This window comes from Massilia sp. LXY-5, assembly GCF_059801075.1.
Map to the genome: position 1 here is coordinate 1,071,823 of NZ_JBNNEH010000003.1, position 23,036 is coordinate 1,094,858.

Consider the following 23,036-nt stretch of genomic DNA (forward strand, 5'->3'; position numbering starts at 1 on the left):
CCGGTGCGTATCACCGCGTGGGCGGAGCCCACCCTACGCAAAGCGCTCCGGGTTCTAGCCCTTGAATGGGTTCCTTTCATTGAGCTCACTGATGTAATCATCGATCCCGCCCGCTTCCCGCTCGAGGAAGCGTTCGATCGCGTCGGCGAACGAGGGATGCGCCAGCCAGTGCGCCGAGAAGGTGCGCGTCGGCAGGAAGCCGCGCGCCATCTTGTGTTCGCCCTGGGCGCCGCCCTCGAAGGTCTTGATGCCTTGCTCGATGCAGAACTCGAGCGGTTGATAATAGGCGGCCTCGAAGTGCAGGCAGGGCACGTGTTCCAGTTCGCCCCAGTAGCGGCCGTACAAGGTGTCGGCACTGTGGATCACCAGCGAGGACGCGATCGGCCGGCCTTCGCGCTCGGCGATCACGAGCAGGATATTGTCCGGCATGGTCCTGCCGATGCGGCGGAAGAAATCCAGGTTCAGGTAGGGCGTCGAATAGTGTGCGGCATAGGTGTGGCGGTAGCAGCGGTTGAACAGCTTCCAGTCGGCGTCCGTCGCGTCCGCACCGCGCACGCGGCGCAGGGTCACGCCGGCTTCGCGCACTTTTCTCCGCTCGGCGCGGATGTTCTTGCGCTTTTTTTGCTCCAGCGTGGCGAGGAACTCCTCGAAGTCCGCATAGCCCGGATTGAGCCAGTGGAACTGCACGCCGCTCCTGAGCATGAAGCCGGCCTCCTGCAACTGGCGCGCATGCCCTTCCGGCGGGAACAGGATGTGGGTCGACGACACCTCGGTCGCGCGTTGCGTCGCTTTCAGGACGGCGATCAGCGCCGCACGCGCCGCCTCGTCGACCGCCAGCAGGCGCGGACCGGCGACCGGCGTGAAGGGGACGGCGGCCAGCAGCTTGGGGTAATAGTCGAGCCCATGGCGCTGGTAGGCGTCGGCCCAGGCCCAGTCGAACACGTATTCGCCGTAGGAGTGGCCTTTCACGTACAGCGGCAGGGCCGCGGCCAGCGTGGCGCCGCGCCCTGCCACGTCCTCATAGAGCGCGATGTATTGCGGCTGCCAGCCGGTCTCGGGGGCGGCGCTGCCGGATTCGTGCAGCGCATGCAGGAAGGCGTAGGAAAGGAAGGGGTTGGCTTCCTCCTGCTGCGCCAGCAGGCCGTTCCAGGCTTGTTCGCCGATCTCGGACAGGGAAGAAGCGATATGCGTGCGATAATTCAAAATTGCTCTTATACCTATTCAGGGCACTACATGAACAACCGATTTTTCAATCTCTATTCCCACGGATTCGCGCGCGTGGCCGTGGCCATTCCTCGTTGCCGCATCGCCGACCCGGCCTATAACGTCGAGCAGACCCTGGCCCTCGCGCGCCAGGCCGCAGAGCAGGGCGCGGCCCTGGTCGCGTTCCCGGAACTGGGCCTGTCCGCCTACAGCTGCGACGACCTGTTCCACCAGAAGGCCTTGCTCGACGCCTGCGAGGAAGCGCTGGCGGCCGTCGTGGAGGCATCGAACACGCTGCCTGTGGCGATGGTAGTGGGCCTGCCCCTGCGGGTCAATCACCAGCTGTTCAATTGTGCGGCCGTGGTCGCGAGCGGACGCGTGCTGGGCCTGGTGCCGAAAAGCTTCCTGCCGAACTACGGCGAATTCTACGAATCGCGCCAATTCTCTGCGGCCGAATGCGCCGCCGTCGACGCAATCGAACTGTTCGGAGAGTCGGTTCCTTTCGGCCCGAACCAGGTGTTCGAGGTCGAGAACCTGCCGCTGCTGCGCTTCCACGTCGAGATCTGCGAAGACGTCTGGGTGCCGGTGCCGCCGTCCTCGTTCGCGGCGATGGCCGGCGCGACGGTGCTGGTGAACCTGTCGGCTTCGAACGTGCTGGTCGGGAAAAGCACCTACCGCCACCAGCTGGTCAGCCAGCAGTCGGCGCGCTGCATGGCCGCCTATCTGTACACCTCGGCCGGGCGCGGCGAATCGACCACCGACATGGCCTGGGACGGCCAGGCCATCATCTACGAAAAAGGCGAGATGCTGGCCGAATCGGCACGTTTTCTGGACGAGTCGCACATCATTTTCGCCGACGTCGACCTGGAACGCCTGTCGCAGGAGCGCATGCGCGCCACCACCTTCGCCCAGTCGGCGCGCCGCCATGCCCAGGAAGTGGCGAGTTTCCGCGTCCAGCGCGTGAAACTGGCGCTGCCCTTCGAGACCACGCTGCCCCTGAACCGCGAGATCGAGCGCTTCCCCTATGTGCCGGCCGACCGCGCGCTGCGCGACGAGCGCTGCACCGAGGTCTACAACATCCAGGTCCAGGCCCTGATCCAGCGCCTGTCCTCGAGCGGGATCCAGAAGGTGGTGATCGGCGTGTCGGGCGGACTCGATTCGACCCATGCCTTGCTGGTCTGCGCCGCCGCCATGGACCGCCTGGGCCTGCCGCGCACGAACATCCTGGCCTACACGATGCCGGGCTTTGCCACCAGCGGCCGCACGCTGCAGCAGGCGCACGCGCTGATGGAAGTGGTCGGCTGCAGCGCGAAGGAGATCGACATCCGCCCGAGCTGCCTGCAGATGCTGAAGGACCTCGGCCACCCCTATGCCGAAGGCAAGGAGCAGTACGACGTCACCTTCGAGAACGTGCAGGCGGGCGAGCGCACCAATCACCTGTTCCGGCTCGCGAACCACCTGGGCGCGATCGTGATCGGCACCGGCGACCTGTCGGAACTGGCGCTGGGCTGGTGCACCTATGGCGTAGGCGACCACATGTCGCACTACAACGTGAACGCCAGCGTGCCGAAGACCCTGATCACGCACCTGGTGCGCTGGGTCGCCGAAACCGGGGCCGTCGTGAAGGGCGGGGCGGAGGTGCTGCTGAACGTGCTCGGCACCGAGATCAGTCCGGAGCTGGTGCCCGGCAAGGAAGGCGACGACAAGCCGGCCCAGATCACGGAAAGCGTGATCGGTCCCTACGAGCTGCAGGATTTTAATTTGTACTACATCCTGCGCTACGGCTTCACGCCGTCGAAAGTGGCCTTCCTGTCGTACTCCGCCTGGCGCTCGAAGAACGAAGGGCGCTGGCCGGACGAGCATGGCGCGCGCAACGAGTACGAACTCGACGCGATCAAGCGCAACCTGTCGATCTTCCTGTTCCGCTTCTTCAAGACCAGCCAGTTCAAGCGCAGCTGCGTGCCGAACGGCCCGAAGGTCGGCAACGGCGGCTCGCTCTCGCCGCGCGGCGACTGGCGCGCCCCGAGCGACTCGGAAGCGACGGTCTGGCTCGACGACCTGGCGAACATCCCCGACCAACAATAAAATCCCTCATCCAAAAACAGGAGCACACATGAAACAGATTACCTGCGTAATCAAACCCTTCAAACTCGACGAAGTGCGTGAAGCCCTGGCCGACGTGAACGTCACCGGCCTGACCGTCACCGAGGTGAAAGGCTTCGGCCGCCAGAAGGGCCATACCGAGCTGTATCGCGGCGCCGAATACGTGGTCGACTTCCTGCCGAAGGTCAAAATCGAGGTGGTGGTGGACGACGGCGTGGTCGACCAGGTGGTCGACGCCATCATCAAGGCCGCGCGCACGGGCAAGATCGGCGACGGCAAGATTTTCGTGCAGGACGTGCAGCAGGTAATTCGTATCCGCACCGGTGAGACGGGCGCGGACGCGGTGTAATACCAGTTCGAATGGGGCGGTCAACGCCCCATTTGAATATCGAATTTCCAGGTGACCAGCCGCAGCACGCTGATGAAGAGCGCGCTGGTCCACAGCGCGAAGTCGTGCGACACGCTCGTGTACAGCCCCATCAGCAGGAACATCCAGTTCCCGAGGAAGGCGCAGATCGCATACGGTTTGCCGTCCCGGAACACCATCGGCACCTCGTTGCAGACGATGTCGCGCAGCACGCCCCCGAAAATCCCCGTAATCACGCCCATCATCGACGCGATGAAGAGCGGCATGTTGGCGTCCAGGGCCGAGGACACCCCGGCGATCGAGAACAGGCCGAGGCCGACGGCGTCGGCGATCACGATCAGGCGCTCGGAGACCATGTGGCGCAGGGTGCGGATGAGGGGGGAGGCGATCAGGGCCAGCACGAAGATCAGGATCGCATACTCCTGGTGCGTGACCCAGAACAGCGGACGGCGGTCGAGCAGGATGTCGCGCAGGGTGCCGCCGCCGAAAGCGGCGATAAAGGCGACCGTGAAGACGCCGACCAGGTCCATGCGCTTGCGGCGCGCCTCGATGAAGCCGGAAAACGCCCCGACCAGGATGGCCATGATTTCGATGAACTTGATAAGGGTCATGCAGCGACTATTCTGTTGGCATGTTGCTAGCCTAACACGGGACCCACCCTACGTCGGGCCGGCGCGCTCGGTTTCGGCCAGCGGCAGCTTCACGCTGAAGATCACCTGGCCGTTTTCGTGGCGGTAGCTGATCTCCCCCTCGTGCTCGCGCACGATGGTGGCGACGATGTACAGGCCCAGCCCCATGCCGGTGCGGTTCAGGGGATTGTGCAGCGAGCTGCGCTTGAATGGGTTGAACAGGGTGGCCGCCAGGTCGTCGGCAATCGGCGAACCCTTGTTCGCGACCTCGAGCGTCGCCCAGCCGGCGGCGGCGTGCAGGGCCACCCGGATCGGATGCCCGACCTGCCCGTGGTGGCGCGCATTGCTCAGCAAGTTCGACAGCACCTGCGCCATGCGCCCGGCGTCGGCGCGCACCATGGTCGGGCCGGGGCTCGCATATTCGTAGCTGATCGTCGGATAGGCCAGGCGCATCTCGTCGACCAGGTCTTCGGTGAGCGAGGCCAGGTCGATCGGATCGAGCGTCATGCCCAGGCCCAGGCCGCCGTCGATGCGGCTCATGTCGAGCACCTGGCCGATCAGGCGCTGCATGCGATTGCTCGACGACTGGATCCGCTTGCCCAGCGACGGCTGCGCATTGCCATTGCCATTGCCGCGCTCGAGCAGGGTGCCGGCCATGTTGATCGAATGGAGCGGATCGCGCAGGTCGTGGCCCAGCATGGCCAGCAGCTGGGCGCGGGTCGATTCGGTCTGGGCGCGGCGTGCGTTCGAGGCGCGCAGCAGTTCGGACAGCATCAGCCGCGCATTCGATTGCACCGGCGCTTCCCAGGGCTGGGCGCGTCCGCGCACGGTTTCGTGCCAGGCGTCGAAGGACCCGCGCGGGGTCAGGCGCGCGCCCAGCGGACCGTGGCTGCTTGTCTTTTCCGGGCGTCCGGCCCAGGCCACCTGTTCGATCTGTTCGGTGCGCAGCAGCAGGCACCAGCCGCCGCCGGGCGGGTCGAAGGGCAGGGCCAGCATCCCGACCCATTTGCCGATGACCGGCTGCACGTCCACCGGCCATTCGTCCAGCGCATCGCGTACGACCAGGTCGCTGGCATCCACCGGGAGCGAGCGCACGATGGCCTCGGCCGTGGCGCGTTCGATCGCGCCGAAGCTGATGACTTTGCCGTTGTGGACGCAGACCAAGGCATGCGAGCCGGTCGCTTCCTGCAAGGCCTCCGCATGCCGGGCGAGGGCGTCGAGCGGTTCCTCGTCGATCAGCAGCGACTCGACCAGGCTGGTGCGTACGCGCGCGGCCTGCTCGACCTGCTCGGCATCCCGGCGCGCCTCGATGCTCTGGATGGTCGAGGCCATCACCTGGGCCAGCACGTCGGCCGCCATGCGGATCGAGTAGGGCACCTGTTTCGGCGCCATGTGGTGGCAGGCCAGCAGGCCCCACAGGCGGCCGTTGATCACGATCGAGACGCTCATCGAAGCGCACACGCCCATGTTCTGCAGGTATTCGATGTGGACCGGGGAGACGCTGCGCAGCACGCCGTAGCTCATGTCGAGCGGCAGCGCGCCGGGCGCGCCCAGCATCGGCACCGGCCGGTAGCCGACATCGGCGATCATGCGCAGGGTCGTCAGGATGTACATGCGGCGCGCCTGGGCCGGGATGTCGCCTGCCGGGTAGCGCTGGCCGACGTACGGCGTCAGGTCCTCGCGGCGCGCTTCGGCCACGACGTCGCCGCTGTCGTCTTCGCGGAAGCGGTAGGCCATGACGCGGTCGAAGCCGGTGAATTCGCGCACCTGGCGCACGGCGGTTTCCAGCAGGGTGTCGATGCTCTTCTGGCGCCGCACGCGTTCGATCGAGCTGTGCGCCTTGACGGCGAACAGGGCGACCGTGTCGGCGGGCACGTGGCGCGATTCGAATTCGGCGATGACGCGGCCATGCGTGGCGTGCACGATGCAGTCGTACTGGACCTTGCCCAGCTCGACGGCGATAAAGGCCGGCGCGCATTCGCCGTCGACCTGGCCGGCCACGCATTCTTCGATCAGCTCGGCGGCCAGCGCCGGCAGGGGCAGGTGGTCGAAATGCTGGCCGGCTTGCAGGTTCGCCAGTTCGGCCGGGATGTTCGCGCTCCAGCCTTCCACGCTGCCGTCCAGCCCGAAGAACAGCAGGAAGCCGTGGGGCTGGATGAATCCGGGAATGTGAATCGGCTCGTCCGCGCAGGATTGCAGGTCTACCAGGGGCGCCGCGGACATGGGAACGATCGGACTGGACTTCAATGGACTTCCCTTATGGTAGGCGCTGCATGGACGGCGGGTCGGCGCAATTCTACAACGTGCCGACAAAGGGATGTCGCCTCGACAGTATTGCAACGCGGTGAGTGTTGTATCCGCCCCGCATTAACGGTCGAGTGCCGGCTTGAGCAGCACGATCAGCGCGCCATTGCCGCCGTCGGCCCGGTTTGCCACGCAGAAGGCGACGACTTCGTCGAGCTGGACCAGCCAGCTGTGCACGACCGAGCGCAGCACCGGCTCGCCGTTCGGGGAGCCGTAGCCGACGCCGTGGATGATGCGCACGCAGCGCACGCCGCGGCGGACCGAGCGGCGCACGAAGTCGCCGACCTGGCCGCGTGCGGTGTCGCGCGTCATGCCGTGCAGGTCGAGTTCGTCCTGTAGCGGCCAGTGGCGCTTGCGCAGCTTTTTCACGACGTCGGGACCGACGCCGTCTTTTGAATAGGAGAGCGTCGGGTCGTCGTCGAGCAGGCCGTCCACGTCGAAAATGTCCGACAGCGACTGCTGCAGCACCAGGGCGTCGTCTTCTTCCTGCGACAGGACGCGCCGTGCGGGCTGCTCGCGCAGCAGCGCTTCCTGCACCGGCCGATAGACGTAGCGATTCGACTCCGGCATCTTCTTGACGCCGTCCATGGCGCTGCGGAACTCGACCGCGCGTTCGCGGGCGATGCGTTCGCGCTTTTCGCGTTCGGCCTGCTCGATGGCGCGCAGGCGTTCCTCTTCCTGCAGCCGGTCGCGCAGGGATTTGAGTTCGGCAAAGTCTTTCATGCCTGCCATCGTGCTCCTTGTTACTGGCCGTCTTCCAGCGCTTCCAGGTAGCGCTGGGCGTCGAGCGCGGCCATGCAGCCGGTGCCCGAGCTGGTGATCGCCTGGCGGTAGATGTGGTCCTGCACGTCGCCGGCCGCGAACACGCCCGGCACGCTGGTGGCCGTGGCCATGCCCTCGTTGCCGCTGCGGGTCTTGATGTAGCCGTTGTGCATGTCGAGCTGGCCTTCGAAGATCATCGTGTTCGGCTTGTGGCCGATCGCCACGAACAGGCCGTGCACGGTCAGGTCCTTGGCCGAACCGTCGCCGGTCGAACGGATCTTGAGGCCGGTGACGCCGCTGTTGTCGCCGACCACTTCGTCCAGCGTGTGGTTCAGTTCCAGCACGATCTTGCCTTCCTTGACCTTGTGCATCAGGCGGTCGACCAGGATCGGCTCGGCGCGGAACTTGTCGCGGCGGTGGATCAAGGTGACTTTCGAAGCGATACCGGCCAGGTACAGGGCTTCCTCGACCGCGGTATTGCCGCCGCCGATGACCGCCACTTCCTGGTTGCGGTAGAAGAAGCCGTCGCAGGTGGCGCAGGCCGAGACGCCGCGGCCCATGAAGGCCTGTTCCGATTCCAGGCCGAGGTACTGGGCCGAGGCGCCGGTGGCGATGATCAGGGCGTCGCAGGTGAATTCGTGCGAGTCGCCGACCAGGCGGATCGGCTTTTCGTTCAGGTAGGTCGTGTGGATGTGGTCGAACACGATCTCGGTATTGAAACGCTCGGCGTGCTGCAGCAGGCGCGCCATCAGCTCCGGACCTTGCACGCCCAGCGGGTCGCCCGGCCAGTTCTCGACATCGGTCGTCGTCATCAGCTGGCCGCCCTGTTCGACGCCGGTCACCAGCATCGGGCTCAAATTCGCGCGCGCGGCGTAGACGGCGGCACTGTAGCCGGCAGGACCGGAACCGAGGATCAGGACTTTGGCGTGTTTCTTAGTGGTCATGGGGTGCGAGGTAGTAAGAGAAGAAAGGGGAAACTGGGGGCAGGACGGACATATATCAAGTCGCCGAAAACAGCAGCGATTATAGACGATGATGCGTCCGAGCATGAATCATGGGGTATCGCAACGCGACATGCTTTAGAATGGTCGGATTCCGCCACGGCGAACACATCAGCAGCCAGCAGCATGAGCAAGAAGAGTCCCGCACAGCCCACGACACCACCCCGTCATCCGTCCCCGCGATCGCCGATGCCGCGCCGTCTCGCCCGTCTCCTGCTGGAGGCGCGCTGGATCGCCATGGCCGTCGGCTTCCTGTATTTCGTGATGATTTTGCTAAGCTACAACAAGGCCGATCCGGGCTGGTCGCACGCGAATACCGTCGCCAGCATTTCCAACCTGGGCGGCAAGGCCGGCGCCTGGCTGGCCGACCTGTTGCTGTTCATTTTCGGTTTTTCCGCCTGGTGGTGGGGCGCCCTGTTCATGCGCGCGGTCTGGCGCGGTTACCGCAAACTGACCGACAAGCTGCCCACGCCGGCCGAACCGGAGCACCAGGACGAATTCATCGTCCGCTGGATCGGTTTCGGCCTGATGTTCGCCGGCAGCGTCGGCCTCGAATACCTGCGCATGTGGTCCTGGGACGTCGAATTGCCGCGCGCCCCGGGCGGGGTGCTGGGCCAGCTGCTCGGCCACGCCGCCCAGGTCGCCTTCGGTTTCACGGGCGCGACCCTGCTCCTGCTGCTGCTGTTCGGCCTCGGTTTCTCGCTGTTCTTCCACGTCTCCTGGCTGGCCGTGGCCGAGCGCATCGGCGAGGCCGCGGAAAGCACGATGGACTGGTTCCGCATGCGGGTCGAAGACCGCGAAGACCGGCGCCAGGGCGAAGCGGCGGCCGTACAGCGCGACGAAGCCGTGGTGACCGAACGGGCGAAAATCGAGAAGCCTGCGCCGGCGCGGCGCGCCGAGCCGCAGCTCGACGACGACGAACCGCTGCATGTGCCGGCCCCGGCCCGTGCCGCGCCTTCGCTGGGCGCGCCTGCCGCCGGCGCACCGGCCGTTGCCGCCCAGACGATGGCGGCCGAATCTGCGTCGATGTCTGCGTCGATGACTGCGCCGATCAAGATCGAACCGCAGATGATGTCGGTGCCAAAAGGCGAGCGCGCCGTCAAGGAGCAGCAGACGCCGCTCTTCCGCGACCTGCCGGGCGACTCGCCGCTGCCGCCTTTGTCGCTGCTGGACGAACCGCCGCCGGCGCAGGAAACGGTCTCCGTCGACGTGCTCGAATTCACCAGCCGCCTGATCGAGAAGAAGCTGTCCGACTTCGGCGTCGAAGCCAAGGTCGTGGCCGCCTTCCCGGGCCCGGTCGTCACGCGCTACGAAATCGAGCCTGCCACCGGCGTGAAGGGCAGCCAGATCGTCAACCTGGCGCGCGACCTCGCGCGTTCGCTGTCGCTGACCTCGATCCGCGTCGTGGAAACCATCCCCGGCAAGAACTACATGGCGCTCGAGCTGCCGAACCCGAAGCGCCAGATCGTGCGCCTGACGGAAATCGTCGGCTCCAAGGTCTATAACGACAGCGCCTCGAACCTGACGGTCGCGCTGGGCAAGGACATCGCCGGCAAACCGGTGGTGGCGGACCTGGCCAAGATGCCGCACCTGCTGGTGGCCGGTACCACCGGTTCCGGTAAATCGGTCGGCATCAACGCGACGATCCTGTCGCTGCTGTACAAATCCGATCCGGCCGACGTGCGCCTGATCCTGATCGACCCGAAGATGCTGGAAATGTCGGTCTACGAAGGCATCCCGCACCTGCTGGCGCCGGTCGTGACCGACATGCGCCAGGCCGGCCACGCGCTGAACTGGGCCGTGAACGAGATGGAGCGCCGCTACAAATTGATGTCGAAGCTGGGCGTGCGTAACCTGGCCGGCTACAACACCAAGATCGCGGATGCGGCCAAGCGCGAAGAGCACATCCCGAATCCGTTCTCGATCATGCCGGACAATCCGGAGCCGCTGGAAAAGCTGCCGACGATCGTCATCATCATCGACGAATTGGCCGACCTGATGATGGTCGTGGGTAAAAAGGTCGAGGAGCTGATCGCCCGTATCGCGCAGAAGGCGCGCGCCGCCGGCATCCACCTGATCCTGGCGACCCAGCGTCCGTCGGTCGACGTCATCACCGGCCTGATCAAGGCGAACATCCCGACCCGCATCGCGTTCCAGGTGAGTTCGAAGATCGACTCGCGCACCATTCTCGACCAGATGGGCGCCGAAGCCCTGCTCGGCATGGGCGACATGCTCTACATGCCGCCCGGTACCGGCCTGCCGGTGCGCGTGCACGGCGCCTTCGTGTCGGACGACGAAGTGCATCGAGTTGTAAAACATCTTCAGTCGCTGGGCGAGCCGAATTACATTGAAGGCATCCTGGAAGGCGGCACGCTGGAAGAGGGCGCCACCGGCGGCGACGGCATGCCGGCCGGCGAAGGCGGCGGCGAGTCCGACGCGATGTACGACCAGGCCGTGGCCGTGGTGCTGAAGAACCGCCGCGCCTCGATCTCGCTGGTCCAGCGCCACCTGCGCATCGGCTACAACCGCGCCGCCCGCCTGCTCGAGCAGATGGAGCAAAGCGGCGTCGTCTCGCCGATGCAAAGCAACGGCAACCGCGACATCCTCGTGCCCGCCACCCAGGCAGAGTAAGCGACCCGTTCGCTTCCGCACCGACCGATACAGCGGAGTAACGTAGGGTGGGCTCTCGAGCCCACGCGTTCGTGCCTATGCACACCGCACACTGAAAAAGGACCCCAATGATCGCTAAAAAGAACATCGCCACCCTGATCGCCACTGTCGCGTTTGCGCTCTCCGGCGCCGCCCACGCATCCGCCCTCGACCAGTTCAAGTCTTTTGTGGCCACCACCAAGGCCGCCAAAGGCGAGTTCACCCAGCAACAACAGCGCAAATCCCAGACCGGCAAGATCTCGCCCGTCTCGAGCGGCAGCTTCGTCTTCGCCCGCCCCGGCAAGTTCATCTGGAACTACACCAAGCCCTACGACCAGCTGCTGCAGGCCGACGGCGACCAGCTCTACATCTACGACAAGGACCTGAACCAGGTCACCGTGAAGAAACTCGGGAACGCGCTCGGCTCCTCGCCGGCCGCCATCCTGTTCGGCAGCAACGACCTCGAAAAGAACTTCACCCTGTCCGAAGCGGGCACCCGCGACGGCCTCGAATGGCTCAATGCCGTGCCGAAAGCGAAGGACACGACCTTCGAACAGATCAGCATCGGCCTGAAAAACGGCACGCCGGAAGCGATGGAATTGAAAGATACCTTTGGGCAAACTTCTGTATTAAAATTTACAAGTTTCCAGCGTAATCCATCGCTCGGCGCCCAGCAGTTCAAATTCGAGATTCCGAAAGGCGCCGAGGTCAACAACCAATAAACCAGGGTTGGCCTTGAATAAACAATTGTTGGGAGTGGTGGTGGCGCTGGCCTTGTCGGCGCCGGCTGCCCCGGGGTGGGCGCAGGCGGGCGGCGCGCTGCGCGACCCGCTGGCGACGAGCTGCGGCGCGCCTGTGTATCCGCTTGAAGCGGTTCGCTACGAACTCGAAGGGACAACCTGGCTCGCTTTCGATCTCGACGATGAGGGCCGGGCCGCCCAGGTGCGGGTGCAACGCGGCAGCGGCTGGAAGCTGCTCGACGAGGCGGCGGTACGCCAGCTGCGCAGCTGCCGTTTCGACCCGAAGTCGGACCCGCAGGTCCGGCGCAGCAACATCAAGACGAGCTATCAGTGGAAGCTCGGACCGTCCACCCCAAAAGGCAGTCCGGCGGCGCTCCTCGCCGGCAGCTGCCAGGCATCGGAGCGCTTCGACTCCTTCCTGCCGCTGTCGGGACAGTCTCCGAATCAGGAAGGGGTGCGCGTGCGCCTGCTGGTCGATCCTGCCGGCCAGGCCTTCGGCATCAAGTTCGAGGACGAGATCCCCCAGGACATCCGGCAGGCCGGCGCGGCCTATCTGCAATCCTGCCGGTTCACGCCCGCGCAGGGCCAGAGCGGGCCGGCGCACGGCAACCTGGTCGGACGCCTGATCCCGAAGGTCGGCTAAGAGCGCCTGACAAAATCGCCATGGCGGCGTTGCAGCGCCTCGCCGTACCTTCGTACTGTCTTCGCGGTCCGCCGATGCGGCGCTGCGCCTTGCCCTGACGATTTTGTTCGGCGCTCCAAGCCAGGCGCGGGTCCTGCGTTCACGGCACAGGGACGCATCGGCTACACTAGCCGCATGCAAAATTTGTCCGCCATTATTTTCTCTCCCCGCGCCGCTGGAGTCCGCCGTGGATGACCTTTTCAAGAACGAACCGGCCGCGCCGCTGGCCGAAGCCCTGCGCCCGCGCACCATCGACGAAGTCATCGGCCAGAGCCACCTGCTCGGTCCCGGCAAGCCGCTGAACCTGGTTTTCAAATCCGGCAAACCGCATTCGATGATCCTGTGGGGGCCGCCCGGCGTCGGCAAGACCACGCTGGCGCGCCTGACGGCCTACGCCTTCGACTGCGAATTCATCGCCTTGTCCGCCGTGCTGTCGGGCGTGAAGGACATCCGCGCCTCGGTCGAACAGGCCGAGCAGTACCTGGCGCGCGGCAAGCACACGATCCTCTTCATCGACGAGATCCACCGTTTTAACAAGTCGCAGCAGGACGCCTTGCTACCCTTCGTCGAGTCGGGCCTGGTGACGCTGATCGGCGCCACCACCGAGAATCCCTCGTTCGAGGTGAACTCGGCGCTGCTGTCGCGCTCGCAGGTCTACGTGCTGAAGGCGCTGAACGACGACGAGATGCGCCAGTTGCTGGCCCGTGCCCAGCAGCGCGTGCTGGCCCATTTGAAATTCGACGAGATCGCGATTTCGACCCTGATCGGCTACGCCGACGGCGACGCCCGCCGCTTCCTGAACCTGCTCGAGCAGACCAAGACCTCGGCCGAAACCTCGGGCATCACCACGATCACCGGCGAGTTCGTCGACAACGCGCTGACCCTGAACTCGCGCCGCTTCGACAAGGGCGGCGACAATTTCTACGACCAGATCTCGGCCCTGCACAAATCCGTGCGCGGCTCGCATCCGGACGCGGCCCTGTACTGGCTGTGCCGCATGCTCGATGGCGGGGCCGACGCCAAATACCTGTCGCGCCGCATCGTGCGCATGGCCTGGGAAGACATCGGCCTGGCCGACCCGCGCGCGCTGCAGATCGCCAACGATGCCGCGACCACCTACGAGCGCCTCGGCTCTCCCGAGGGCGAACTGGCGCTGGGGCAGGCGGTCGTCTACCTCGCGATCGCGGCCAAGAGCAATGCCGGCTACAACGCCTTCAATGCGGCGATGGCGTTTGTCCGCAAGGACAAGTCGCGCGAAGTGCCGGTACATCTGCGCAATGCCCCGACCAGGCTCATGAAAGAGCTCGGCTACGGCCACGAATACCGCTACGCCCACGACGAGCCGAATGCCTATGCGGCCGGCGAAACCTACCTCCCGGAGAACATGCCGGAGCCGCGCTGGTACCAGCCGGTGCCGCGCGGGGTGGAGGCGAAGATTGCGGAGAAACTGGCTTTCCTGCGCCAGCTGGATGAGGACGCCGGCGAGACGTAAATCTCGCCATCGACATTCGCGGCCCGCTTGGTACAATTGCAGATTAGATAAACTGCGCGACATACTGCTCGTTCGACCTCACCTACGATAGCCTGACAATGATAGACATCCAACTTCTCCGCAAAGACATCGACACCGTCGCCGCGCGCCTGGCTGCGCGCAAGTTCCAGCTCGATGTGGCCGGCTTCAACGCCATCGAGGCCGAGCGCAAGGCGATCCAGACCCGTACCGAAGAACTGCAGGGCAAGCGCAATTCGCTGTCCAAGCAGATCGGCATCCTGAAGGGCAAGGGCGAGGACACGGCGGGCGTGATGGCGGAAGTGGCCGGCCTGGGGGATGAACTCAAAGCAAATGAAGGACTGCTGGCCGACGTCCAGCGCAAGATGGCCGAGTTCATGGAGGCGATCCCGAACCTGCCGCACGAATCGGTGCCGGCCGGCACTGACGAAACCGGCAACGTCGAAGTGCGCAAGATCGGCACGCCGCCGTCGTTCGACTTCGAAGTGAAGGACCACGTCGACATCGGCGAAAAGCTGGGCCTGGACTTCGACACCGCGACCAAGCTGACCGGTTCGCGCTTCTCGGTGATGAAGGGCGGCATCGCGCGCCTGCATCGCGCGCTGGCCCAGTACATGCTCGACACCCATACCGACAAGCATGGCTACCTTGAATGCTATACCCCGTACATGGTCAATGCCGACTCGCTGCGCGGCACCGGCCAGCTGCCGAAGTTCGAAGAAGACCTGTTCTCGGTAAAGAAGGGCGGCGCGGAAGGCGAGGGCGAGACCTTCTACCTGATCCCGACCTCGGAAGTGACGCTGACCAACGTCGTGCGCGATGAGATCGTCCCGCTCGACGCGCTGCCCATGAAGATGACGGCGCACACCCCATGCTTCCGTTCGGAGGCCGGCAGCTACGGCCGCGACACCCGTGGCATGATCCGCCAGCACCAGTTCGACAAGGTCGAGATGGTGCAGATCGCCCATCCGGAACAGTCGCATGCCGCGCTGGACGAGATGGTCGGCCATGCCGAATTCATCCTGCAGAGCCTGGGCCTGCCGTATCGCGTGATGCTGCTGTGCACCGGCGACATGGGCTTCGGCGCGGCCAAGACCTATGACCTGGAAGTGTGGCTGCCGGCGCAGAACACCTATCGCGAGATTTCCTCGCTGTCGAACATGGAAGCCTTCCAGGCCCGCCGCATGGGCGCCCGTTTCCGCAACGCCCAGAACAAGCCGGAACTGCTGCACACGCTGAACGGCTCGGGCCTGGCAGTGGGGCGCACGCTGGTCGCGGTGCTGGAGAACTACCAGCAGGCCGATGGCAGCGTGGTGATTCCGGAAGTGCTGCGTCCGTACATGGGCGGGCTGGAGCGTCTGGCGCCGGCTGCCTGAGTTCTGAGGATAAATAGCTCTTCCGTTTTTGGCAGCGGGTGGCTATAATGTTGGTCTCTTGCAGCGACCGCAACACCGATTTAGGAGAGGTGGCAGAGTGGTCGAATGTACCTGACTCGAAATCAGGCGTACGTTAAATCGTACCGTGGGTTCGAATCCCACCCTCTCCGCCAGTAAATGAAAAAAGCTCCCTCTGGGAGCTTTTTTCATTTACGGAAGGCTGGGCACCTGTGCCCAGCGAAACGCCGATCATTGTTGCCTAAAGTCTTTGTATGCCTCTGGCATCGTTCCCTTGCACAACACAGGATCGCTCGCTATAATGCCAGCCTTGCAGCGACCGCAACACCGATTCAGGAGAGGTGGCAGAGTGGTCGAATGTACCTGACTCGAAATCAGGCGTACGTTAAATCGTACCGTGGGTTCGAATCCCACCCTCTCCGCCAGTAAATAAAAAAGGCTCCCTCGGGAGCCTTTTTTATTTACTGGTGGAGAGGAGGGAAGCGCCTGCGCGCTTCCCGTGTCGGATTCGAAGACCCGCGCTTGCAAGCGCGGGGGCGGCCCGCGGGATGTGGGCGAATCCCACCCTCTCCGCCAGTAAATGAAAAAGGCTCCCTCGGGAGCCTTTTTTATTTCTACCATTCTTTAGCCGCGCTTCGTCGCCCGCAGCCACACCGCCGCGATCCGCTCCACCTCTTCGTATCCCTCGCAGTCGAGCTGCCCGCCGAAGATGTCCGGATCGAGTTCCTCATAGGACCACGATACGCAGGCCGCCTCCAGCCGCGGGCGGATCGTCTCCAGGAATTCGTCGCGCCCGTCGACGATGGCGATGCCCGTGTACAGCAGCAGTGTCCCGCCCGCGGCCAGGCGCTCGAGGGCAGCGTCGACGATCTGCAGCGATAGCCCGGCGCCACGCATCTCGCCGCCATGGCGGTAGCGCAGTTTATCGGGGTCGAGGATATAGGGCGGGTTCGACAGCACCAGGTCGAATTCGCCGTCCAGGTCGTTGAGCAAGTCGCTGTGGCGCACCTGGACGTTCGTTGTTCCGGCCAGGCGCGCGTTGACGCCGGCGAGCGCCAGGGCGCGGTCGTTGATGTCGGCCGCCACCGTCTCGCAAGCGGGGAAATACGCCGCGACCTCGATCGCGCCGGGCCCGCCGCCGGCGCCGATATCGACCGCGCGGCGCGGCGGCGCCAGATTCGCCATCGCGCGCTTGAGCGCGGCGACATAGCGGTAGGTATCCGGCCCGAAGAAGACCGCATCCTCGTCATGGGTCGGAAAGGCCGAGTGGAAGTACAGGCGCGTGCCGATGGTCGAGGCGCGCACCGTGGCGCACAGCCTGTCCCCGCGCTCGTTCAGCACGCCGGCGCGGCGCATCAGCGCCAGCATCGCCGCCGGCACCGTCGCTTCGCGAAACGGCCGGCTCCAGCCGAATACTCCGCGCAGGTCCTGCGCCATGGCATTCTCGGGCCGGCCGTTGACGCGGCGGTGGGTGGCCGGTGTGACCGTGGTGAACTGGTAGCCTGCCTGCTGCAGGGCCTGGCCCAGCGCGAGCAGGGCATCGGGATCGTGGAGGATGGCGGTCATGCCGTGAGCATCGCCGATGGCCTGCGCCTCCTCTGTACGCTGACGTACAGAATACGAAGCGGCGCGCCCCTTATGTGAATACCCGAACATACTGGCTCGTGCGATACGTCCATACTGCAGCCATGTTCAAGTTGGCAACGGTGCCGATGCAGGAACAAACCCAGACTCAGCAGATAATCAGGACAGCCATGAAGCCAACTTTCCAGGACCAGGAACACGCCCGCGTCGACCGCGAAGTCGAACGCGAGCGGCATGAACGCACCCTCAACGACGACGCCCGTGCCGGCCTCGCACTCGACGACGAATTCCGCATGAAGGATGCACGCGAGAGCATGAATTCGTCCAGCCTGCGGAGGGCGCGATGAAATGGGAAGGCGACCGCGAGAGCAGTAATGTCGAAGACCAGCGCGGCGGCGGTGGCGGGGGAGGCGGCGGCTTCAATATCGGCGGCCGCGGCATCGGCCTCGGCACCGTGGCCATCGCCCTGGTGGCATCGATCTTCTTCGGCGTCGATCCGGGCACGGTGATCGGCATGCTCGGCGGCGGCGGCGGACCGGCGCCCCAGGTGCAGCAGCAGCGCGACCCGAGCGCACCCCAGGCCAACGACCGCGAAACGCGCTTCGTGCGCACCGTGCTCGGCTATACCGAGGATGCCTGGGGCCCGATCTTCAAGGCCCAGGGCAGTACCTATCAACCGCCGAAACTGGTGCTGTTCGAAGGCCGGACCCAGACCGCTTGCGGTGCCGGCAACGCGGCCACCGGTCCCTTCTATTGCCCGGGCGACCAGAAGGTGTACATCGACCTGAGCTTCTTCCGCCTGATGCAGGAGCGCTTCCACGTCGGCGGCGAATTCGCCCAGGCCTATGTGATCGCGCACGAAGTCGGGCATCACGTGCAGAAGCTGATCGGCGTATCGGACCAGGTCCATAACGCCCAGTCGCGCGCATCGGAGACCGAAGGCAACGCGCTGTCGGTGCGGCTGGAACTGCAGGCCGACTGCTTTGCCGGCGTCTGGGCCAACCACACCCAGCAGAAGGAAGCCTTCCTCGAGCAGGGCGACGTCGAGAGTGCGCTGGCCACGGCCACGGCAATCGGCGACGATACCTTGCAGCGCCAGTCGCGCGGCACGGTGGTGCCCGATTCGTTCACCCACGGCAGTTCCGCGCAGCGCGTGCGCTGGTTCAAGCAAGGGATGGAGAGCGGCGACCCGCAGCAGTGCAATACTTTCGAAGCGCGCCAGTTGTAATCACCAGGCAATTATTCGCGTTCCAGCAGGAACATCACGTTTCCTGCTGCGAACGTAATGCCATCCTGCTCTTAAATTGCGCTAAAAAACACGAATTCATTTCCGTGCGCGTATCGCATTCGATAGCGTTTTGACATAAATTTAGTTTTTTCGCACTTACCACCATTGGTAAGCACCGCAAACTTTCGAGGAGGAATTATGCTGGCAATGAACTATCGGGGGCCCTACCGCGTCCGTGCGACACACAAGTCAGACCCCGTGATCGAACATCCGGGCGACGCTATCGTGCGCGTGACGCGCTCCTGCATTTGCGGTTCCGACTTGCACCTGTACCACGGCATGGTGCCGGATACCCGGGTCGGTCACACCTTCGGCCACGAGTTCATCGGCATCATCGAGGAAGTCGGCTCCCAGGTGCAAACCCTGAAGGTGGGCGACCGCGTGCTGGTACCCTTCAACATCTTCTGCGGCTCCTGCTATTTCTGCCAGAAAGAACTCTACGGTAACTGCCACAACGTGAACGCGATGTCGACGGCGGTCGGCGCCATCTACGGCTACTCCCATACCGCGGGCGGCTACGACGGTGGCCAGGCCGAATACGTGCGTGTTCCGATGGCCGACGTGGCTCCAATCAAGATCCCGGACGACATCGTCGACGATGACGCCGTGCTGCTCACCGATGCACTGCCGACCGGCTACCAGGCCGCCGAAATGGGCGACATCAAGGAGGGCGATACCGTCGTCGTGTTCGGTGCCGGTCCGGTCGGCATCTTCGCCGCCAAATCGGCCTGGCTGTTCGGCGCCGGCCGCGTGATCGTGGTCGACGAAGTCGAATACCGCCTCGAATTCGTGAAGCGCTTCGCCCAGTGCGAAGTGGTGAACTTCAAGGACGTCGGCGACATGGCGCTGCACATCAAGAAAATGACCGACTGGCTGGGCGCCGACGTCTGCATCGATGCCGTCGGCGGCGATGCGGCCGGCAGCATGGCGCAGACCGTCACCGGGCGCCTGATGAAGATGCAGGCCGGCGCGTCGACCGTGCTGCATTGGTGTATCAACTCGGTACGCAAGGGCGGCAATGTCTCGATCGTCGGCGTGTATGGCCCAACCTTCAATGCGGTCCCGATCGGCAATGCGCTCAACAAGGGCATCACGATGCGCATGAACCAGGCCAGCGTCAAGCGCCACGTGCCGCGCCTGATCGAGCACATCCGCGCCGGGCACATCGATCCGAAACAGATCATTACCCACCGCATCCCGCTGGAAGACGTGGGAGACGCTTATCACATCTTCTCGAGCAAGCTCGACAACTGCATCAAGCCGATCCTGATCCCGCCACGCGCCCACGAAGTGCGCGCGGTGGCGGCCAGCGTCGCCAAATAAGGAGGACCGCATGGATAATGGAACCGCCCTGGTCAAGCACGACAACAATCCCGACCACGACCACGACTTCGAGAACACCCACGATCACACCCACCACCAGGTGCAGCCCGAGTTGCGACAGCAACGCAAGTCGCGCGAGGAGCTGACGCACATCAAGGGCTGGGGTGCCGACCTCGACCACAAGAACCGTCCCGGCGTGCCGATGGAACGCACGCCGCCGCGCTATACGCCGGCCGACATGCCCACGCCCCAGGCCCAGGTGCAGAAGGTCGAAGTCCTGGTGTCGAACGAGCGCCCCGGCATCACCCAGCTCCACGGCAGCAGGCAGCCGCCATCCGGGCTGTCGGGCATGTTGCGGCGCGCCGCCTTCAAGTTCACCGAGAACGATATCCGCCACTGGCTGATCCTGCTCGGCGCCGACCGCATCAATGTGGTCGAAGGCATCGTCGATGACCTGGCCCACGGCCACGTGCCGAACATCCTCGGCGAAATGGGGATCAAAGCCGAATGGGAGCACAACAAGAAGGGGCTGGCGACGAAGGTCGCCATTGCCGGCGCCATCGGCGCCGCGGCCTACTTCCTGCTGAAGGACCGCGACGAGCGGTATTGATCCGCACAGCTCGATTCTGACAGCCCCGCCCGTTGCGTACTCGCGCACGGTGCGGGGCTTCTTGCGTTTGAGCAAGTTCCTTTTTTGAGGCTCGTCCACACTTCGATGATCTCCGGCCCATTCTTGCAGCCGGGAACCTTCGAATGGAGAGACGATGAAGCTGCCTACCCGCTTGCTGGCCACGCCCCTCGGCGTCCTGATCGCAAGTTCCTGCGCCGCTGCCGCAATCCCTGGCGCGCCGACGCCCGCCGTCGGCACACCCATGATGGGCGCACCCGCCGCGCAATCCGTGTCGGCCACCGCCGCCCTGGTATCGAAGCTGACCCAGGGACGTGCGGCGCGCGGCCTCGACAACAACCACGGTTTCACGGTGGCACAGCAGCATCCGGGCGTGCAGGGCACGCAGGTGGTGCGCGCCGCCCATACCTATAAAGGCTTGCGCGTGTTCGGCTCGGAGTCGGTGGTGGTGGTCGATGCGCAAGGGGGCATCATCTCCGAATCCGCTTCCGAGCGCCGCCTGCACCTCGGGCGTGGCGCCGCCAACCGGCTCGGCGCGGCCACCGCCGACTTCAGGGTGAAACCGTCGATGCCGCCAAAGACCGCGATCGACGCCGCCGTCGGCGCCACGCTGGCCGCGGCCGGGCCGGACGCTACCCACGTCACCCCGCCCAGCGCCGAACTGCTGATCTATCCGGTCATGAAATCCGAGCGCGTCGCCGGCGCCGCCGCCAAGCCGGAAGAGGAGTTGAACGCGCTCGATGTGCAGGACGTCGTCGACCACTACGAGCTGGCCTACCTGGTGCGTACCCGCATGGTGCGCGGCGACCATCCTTACTACCACGACACCATCGTCAGCGCCAACGACGGCCGCATCCTCGACCGCTGGAGCGCGCTGCAGACGGTGATCGGTGTGGGCAAGAGCCAGTACAACGGCGAAGTGCCGATCAGCACGACCTTTGCCGACGGCAGCTACCGCATGCTCGATCCGGAACGGGGCACCGGCGGCACCTATGGCGCGATGGCGATCACGAATGCGAACGGGACCAGCAACGCCGGCAAGATGTACACGCACACCGAGAATACCTGGGGCGACGGCAGGCAGTACATCCGCGGCGGCAGTACGCTTGATGCCAACGGCCAGACCGCGGCGGTGAACGCCATGTGGGGCCTGATGAACACGTACGACGCGCTCAAGAACGCGCTCGGCTGGCATTCGCTGGACGGCAAGAATACGGCGACCTATATCGCCGTGCACGTCAATACGGCCTACGACAACGCCTATTACAGCGATACCTGCCGCTGCATGTTCATCGGCGACGGGTCGAGCTTCAACAGCCTGGGTTCGGTCGACGTCATCGGCCACGAGATGGGCCACGGGGTGACGGCGGCCACATCAAGCCTCGTGTATTCGGGCGAATCGGGCGGACTCAACGAATCGAGTTCGGATATCGGCGGGGAAGTAGTGGAAGCCTATGCGCGCGCCGGCGGCAAGGGCGAGAGTATTCCCCTGAACGGCAACGACTGGATGCTCGGCACCGAGATCGCCCGCGACGGACAGCCGCTGCGCTGGATGTATCGCCCGAGCAAGGACGGCAACAGCCCGGACGCCTGGAGCAGCTCGCTCAAGCGCCTCGATGTGCACTACAGCAGCGGCCCCAACAACAGGATGTTCTATTTCCTGGCCATGGGTTCGAAGGCGGACAAGGCGGGCGATTACTACAGCAAATACCTGGTCAAGGCGCCGGCCGCCATGACCGGTATCGGCACGGATAAAGCGTTCCGGATCTGGTTCAAGGCCAACACAACCAAGTTCACCTCGAGCACCAACTACGCCGACGCACGCGCGAAGATGGTCGAGGCGGCGCAAGAGTTATATGGTGCCGGCAGCCGCGAAGCGATCGCCGTGCAGCGGGCCTATGCCGCGATCAATGTGGGCGCGGATGTTGACGAACCTGCGCCCTGAAATGCGTTAACCCAAAGAGCATCGTAGCCTGCGCTCCCGAGCGCAGGACTGCGAAGCCCGCAACCCGTTTGCCAACGCAGCACCGTAGCCTGCGCTCCCGAGCACAGGACTGCGAAGCCCGCACTTCGTTTGCCCCCCGCAGCACCTAATCCCCCAACATCGGATACGGATTGACCGGCGTCCCCTTCCACCACTGCTTCTCGGGCGTCAGCGCGACGACCGCGAAATGCAGGTGCGGCGCATCCGGATCGGCATTGCCGGTCGCGCCGACATAGCCGAGCAGGTCGCCGCGCTTGAGCTGCATGCCTTCCTTGATGCCCTCGGCGTAGCGGTCGAGGTGGGCGTAGTAATAGGCGTGCTGCTCGCTCGGATCGAACTGGTAGAGGGTGATGCCGCCGGGCTTGCTATCGAACAGTTTCGCGACCTTGCCGTCGCCGGCCGCGCGCACCGGAGTGCCTTTCGGCGCCATGATGTCGAGCGCTTCGTGATGGCGCTCCTGGCCGCGCGGCTGGTCGAAGGTGTCGGTCAGTTTTGCGTACGGAATGCCTTCGACCGGCACCAGCAACTTGGCCGGCATGCTGCCGCCGGCCGTCAATTCCGGGCTGGCCGGGGTAGCCGTCGTCGATTGCGAAGCCGGACGGATCGGCAGGTCGGCGTCGGACAGGTCGGTTTGCACGAGCCGGTCGACCGGCGTGCCGCCGGCTGGCGCGGACGCGGCCTGCGCGGCCCCTGCCGGCACATCGTTCGGCGGCGCCGGCAGCGCGCCGCCGTCGGTGATGATCGGATTGGGCGCGTCGGCGATCTCGCGCAAATAGACGAACAAGCCACCGGCACCGACCACGACGCCCAGCAGAAAAGCGATCAACCATCTCATGTGCAACACTCCCCTTGGTTAGAGCGCCAGACAGAATCGCCATGGCCGCG

General features: G+C 64.9%; 19 protein-coding genes and 2 tRNA genes. 14 read left to right on the forward strand and 7 right to left on the reverse strand.

Translation table 11 applies throughout. The features are described 5' to 3' along the window. Window positions 1–54: 54 nt before the first annotated feature. The gene (locus tag ACI48I_RS13785; protein ID WP_498574488.1) at window positions 55–1,203 is read right to left on the reverse strand and encodes a GNAT family N-acetyltransferase; all 1,149 of its coding nucleotides are present in this window, start codon (window positions 1,201–1,203) and stop codon (window positions 55–57) included. Window positions 1,204–1,233: 30 nt separating this feature from the next. Here ACI48I_RS13785 and ACI48I_RS13790 point away from each other — a divergent pair, with 30 nt between their 5' ends. Next, window positions 1,234–3,288 (forward strand): NAD(+) synthase, encoded by a 2,055-nt coding sequence (locus ACI48I_RS13790; protein ID WP_498574489.1) that lies wholly within the window; start codon window positions 1,234–1,236, stop codon window positions 3,286–3,288. Window positions 3,289–3,316: 28 nt separating this feature from the next. Then, window positions 3,317–3,655 (forward strand): P-II family nitrogen regulator, encoded by a 339-nt coding sequence (locus ACI48I_RS13795; protein WP_498574490.1) that lies wholly within the window; start codon window positions 3,317–3,319, stop codon window positions 3,653–3,655. Window positions 3,656–3,675: 20 nt separating this feature from the next. On the opposite strand, the gene ACI48I_RS13800 is transcribed toward ACI48I_RS13795, so the two are convergent. From ACI48I_RS13800 to trxB, 4 genes are all read right to left on the reverse strand, one after another. Continuing rightward, on the reverse strand, window positions 3,676–4,284 hold the full coding sequence (locus tag ACI48I_RS13800) for a trimeric intracellular cation channel family protein (RefSeq protein ID WP_193686375.1): 609 nt from the start codon (window positions 4,282–4,284) through the stop codon (window positions 3,676–3,678). Between the two features lie 48 nt (window positions 4,285–4,332). Continuing rightward, entirely contained in the window at window positions 4,333–6,525 is a 2,193-nt protein-coding gene (locus ACI48I_RS13805; RefSeq protein WP_498574491.1) for an ATP-binding protein, read from the reverse strand. A gap of 144 nt (window positions 6,526–6,669) precedes the next feature. Beyond that, on the reverse strand, window positions 6,670–7,338 hold the full coding sequence (locus tag ACI48I_RS13810) for a Smr/MutS family protein (RefSeq protein ID WP_498574492.1): 669 nt from the start codon (window positions 7,336–7,338) through the stop codon (window positions 6,670–6,672). A gap of 11 nt (window positions 7,339–7,349) precedes the next feature. Further along, the gene (trxB, locus tag ACI48I_RS13815; RefSeq protein ID WP_193686372.1) at window positions 7,350–8,312 is read right to left on the reverse strand and encodes a thioredoxin-disulfide reductase; all 963 of its coding nucleotides are present in this window, start codon (window positions 8,310–8,312) and stop codon (window positions 7,350–7,352) included. Between the two features lie 183 nt (window positions 8,313–8,495). Between trxB and ACI48I_RS13820 the strand changes: the two genes are divergently transcribed. The 7 genes from ACI48I_RS13820 (at window position 8,496) to ACI48I_RS13850 (ending at window position 15,769) form a co-directional block, all read left to right on the forward strand. Next, the gene (locus tag ACI48I_RS13820; RefSeq protein ID WP_498574493.1) at window positions 8,496–11,000 is read left to right on the forward strand and encodes a DNA translocase FtsK; all 2,505 of its coding nucleotides are present in this window, start codon (window positions 8,496–8,498) and stop codon (window positions 10,998–11,000) included. A 107-nt stretch (window positions 11,001–11,107) separates the two neighbouring features. After that, the gene (gene lolA, locus ACI48I_RS13825) at window positions 11,108–11,740 is read left to right on the forward strand and encodes an outer membrane lipoprotein chaperone LolA (protein WP_498574494.1); all 633 of its coding nucleotides are present in this window, start codon (window positions 11,108–11,110) and stop codon (window positions 11,738–11,740) included. A gap of 13 nt (window positions 11,741–11,753) precedes the next feature. Beyond that, on the forward strand, window positions 11,754–12,401 hold the full coding sequence (locus ACI48I_RS13830) for an energy transducer TonB (protein WP_498574495.1): 648 nt from the start codon (window positions 11,754–11,756) through the stop codon (window positions 12,399–12,401). A 226-nt stretch (window positions 12,402–12,627) separates the two neighbouring features. Next, window positions 12,628–13,932: a replication-associated recombination protein A gene (locus tag ACI48I_RS13835; RefSeq protein WP_193686369.1), complete on the forward strand. Its 1,305-nt coding sequence runs from the start codon at window positions 12,628–12,630 to the stop codon at window positions 13,930–13,932. A gap of 98 nt (window positions 13,933–14,030) precedes the next feature. After that, on the forward strand, window positions 14,031–15,326 hold the full coding sequence (serS, locus tag ACI48I_RS13840) for a serine--tRNA ligase (RefSeq protein WP_498574496.1): 1,296 nt from the start codon (window positions 14,031–14,033) through the stop codon (window positions 15,324–15,326). Between the two features lie 83 nt (window positions 15,327–15,409). Continuing rightward, window positions 15,410–15,499, forward strand: a tRNA-Ser gene (locus ACI48I_RS13845). A 180-nt stretch (window positions 15,500–15,679) separates the two neighbouring features. Beyond that, a tRNA-Ser gene (locus ACI48I_RS13850) sits at window positions 15,680–15,769 on the forward strand. A gap of 199 nt (window positions 15,770–15,968) precedes the next feature. Here the strand turns inward: ACI48I_RS13850 and ACI48I_RS13855 are convergent. Continuing rightward, a complete protein-coding gene (locus ACI48I_RS13855) occupies window positions 15,969–16,910 on the reverse strand; it encodes a methyltransferase (RefSeq protein WP_498574497.1) in 942 nt (313 codons plus the stop codon). 188 nt (window positions 16,911–17,098) lie between these two features. On the opposite strand from ACI48I_RS13855, the gene ACI48I_RS13860 reads away from it, so the two are divergent. From ACI48I_RS13860 to ACI48I_RS13880, 5 genes are all read left to right on the forward strand, one after another. Further along, on the forward strand, window positions 17,099–17,275 hold the full coding sequence (locus ACI48I_RS13860) for a hypothetical protein (RefSeq protein ID WP_193686366.1): 177 nt from the start codon (window positions 17,099–17,101) through the stop codon (window positions 17,273–17,275). Then, window positions 17,272–18,156, forward strand: a complete 885-nt coding sequence (ypfJ, locus tag ACI48I_RS13865) for a KPN_02809 family neutral zinc metallopeptidase (protein WP_498574498.1) — start codon at window positions 17,272–17,274, stop codon at window positions 18,154–18,156. Before ACI48I_RS13860 ends, ypfJ begins: the two co-directional genes overlap by 4 nt. A gap of 198 nt (window positions 18,157–18,354) precedes the next feature. Then, the gene (locus tag ACI48I_RS13870) at window positions 18,355–19,539 is read left to right on the forward strand and encodes a zinc-dependent alcohol dehydrogenase (protein ID WP_193686364.1); all 1,185 of its coding nucleotides are present in this window, start codon (window positions 18,355–18,357) and stop codon (window positions 19,537–19,539) included. Window positions 19,540–19,549: 10 nt separating this feature from the next. Next, entirely contained in the window at window positions 19,550–20,149 is a 600-nt protein-coding gene (locus ACI48I_RS13875; protein ID WP_227496516.1) for a hypothetical protein, read from the forward strand. Between the two features lie 154 nt (window positions 20,150–20,303). Continuing rightward, window positions 20,304–22,112 carry a M4 family metallopeptidase gene (locus ACI48I_RS13880; RefSeq protein WP_498574499.1) on the forward strand — a complete coding sequence of 603 codons (1,809 nt, stop codon included), beginning with the start codon at window positions 20,304–20,306 and terminating at the stop codon, window positions 22,110–22,112. Between the two features lie 145 nt (window positions 22,113–22,257). On the opposite strand, the gene ACI48I_RS13885 is transcribed toward ACI48I_RS13880, so the two are convergent. Further along, window positions 22,258–22,986 (reverse strand): M23 family metallopeptidase, encoded by a 729-nt coding sequence (locus tag ACI48I_RS13885; RefSeq protein ID WP_498574500.1) that lies wholly within the window; start codon window positions 22,984–22,986, stop codon window positions 22,258–22,260. Window positions 22,987–23,036: the final 50 nt, after the last annotated feature.

What these genes read in the sequence shown, in the direction of transcription:
- ACI48I_RS13880 (WP_498574499.1), top strand. Translation starts at nt 20,304, where the DNA reads ATGAAGCTGCCTACCCGCTTGCTGGCCACGCCCCTCGGCGTCCTGATC.
- ACI48I_RS13790 (WP_498574489.1), top strand. Translation starts at nt 1,234, where the DNA reads ATGAACAACCGATTTTTCAATCTCTATTCCCACGGATTCGCGCGCGTG.
- ypfJ (WP_498574498.1), top strand. Translation starts at nt 17,272, where the DNA reads ATGAAATGGGAAGGCGACCGCGAGAGCAGTAATGTCGAAGACCAGCGC.
- serS (WP_498574496.1), top strand. Translation starts at nt 14,031, where the DNA reads ATGATAGACATCCAACTTCTCCGCAAAGACATCGACACCGTCGCCGCG.
- ACI48I_RS13805 (WP_498574491.1), bottom strand. Translation starts at nt 6,525, where the DNA reads ATGTCCGCGGCGCCCCTGGTAGACCTGCAATCCTGCGCGGACGAGCCG.
- trxB (WP_193686372.1), bottom strand. Translation starts at nt 8,312, where the DNA reads ATGACCACTAAGAAACACGCCAAAGTCCTGATCCTCGGTTCCGGTCCT.
- lolA (WP_498574494.1), top strand. Translation starts at nt 11,108, where the DNA reads ATGATCGCTAAAAAGAACATCGCCACCCTGATCGCCACTGTCGCGTTT.
- ACI48I_RS13820 (WP_498574493.1), top strand. Translation starts at nt 8,496, where the DNA reads ATGAGCAAGAAGAGTCCCGCACAGCCCACGACACCACCCCGTCATCCG.
- ACI48I_RS13885 (WP_498574500.1), bottom strand. Translation starts at nt 22,986, where the DNA reads ATGAGATGGTTGATCGCTTTTCTGCTGGGCGTCGTGGTCGGTGCCGGT.
- ACI48I_RS13810 (WP_498574492.1), bottom strand. Translation starts at nt 7,338, where the DNA reads ATGGCAGGCATGAAAGACTTTGCCGAACTCAAATCCCTGCGCGACCGG.
- ACI48I_RS13855 (WP_498574497.1), bottom strand. Translation starts at nt 16,910, where the DNA reads ATGACCGCCATCCTCCACGATCCCGATGCCCTGCTCGCGCTGGGCCAG.
- ACI48I_RS13870 (WP_193686364.1), top strand. Translation starts at nt 18,355, where the DNA reads ATGCTGGCAATGAACTATCGGGGGCCCTACCGCGTCCGTGCGACACAC.
- ACI48I_RS13860 (WP_193686366.1), top strand. Translation starts at nt 17,099, where the DNA reads ATGAAGCCAACTTTCCAGGACCAGGAACACGCCCGCGTCGACCGCGAA.
- ACI48I_RS13795 (WP_498574490.1), top strand. Translation starts at nt 3,317, where the DNA reads ATGAAACAGATTACCTGCGTAATCAAACCCTTCAAACTCGACGAAGTG.
- ACI48I_RS13875 (WP_227496516.1), top strand. Translation starts at nt 19,550, where the DNA reads ATGGATAATGGAACCGCCCTGGTCAAGCACGACAACAATCCCGACCAC.
- ACI48I_RS13800 (WP_193686375.1), bottom strand. Translation starts at nt 4,284, where the DNA reads ATGACCCTTATCAAGTTCATCGAAATCATGGCCATCCTGGTCGGGGCG.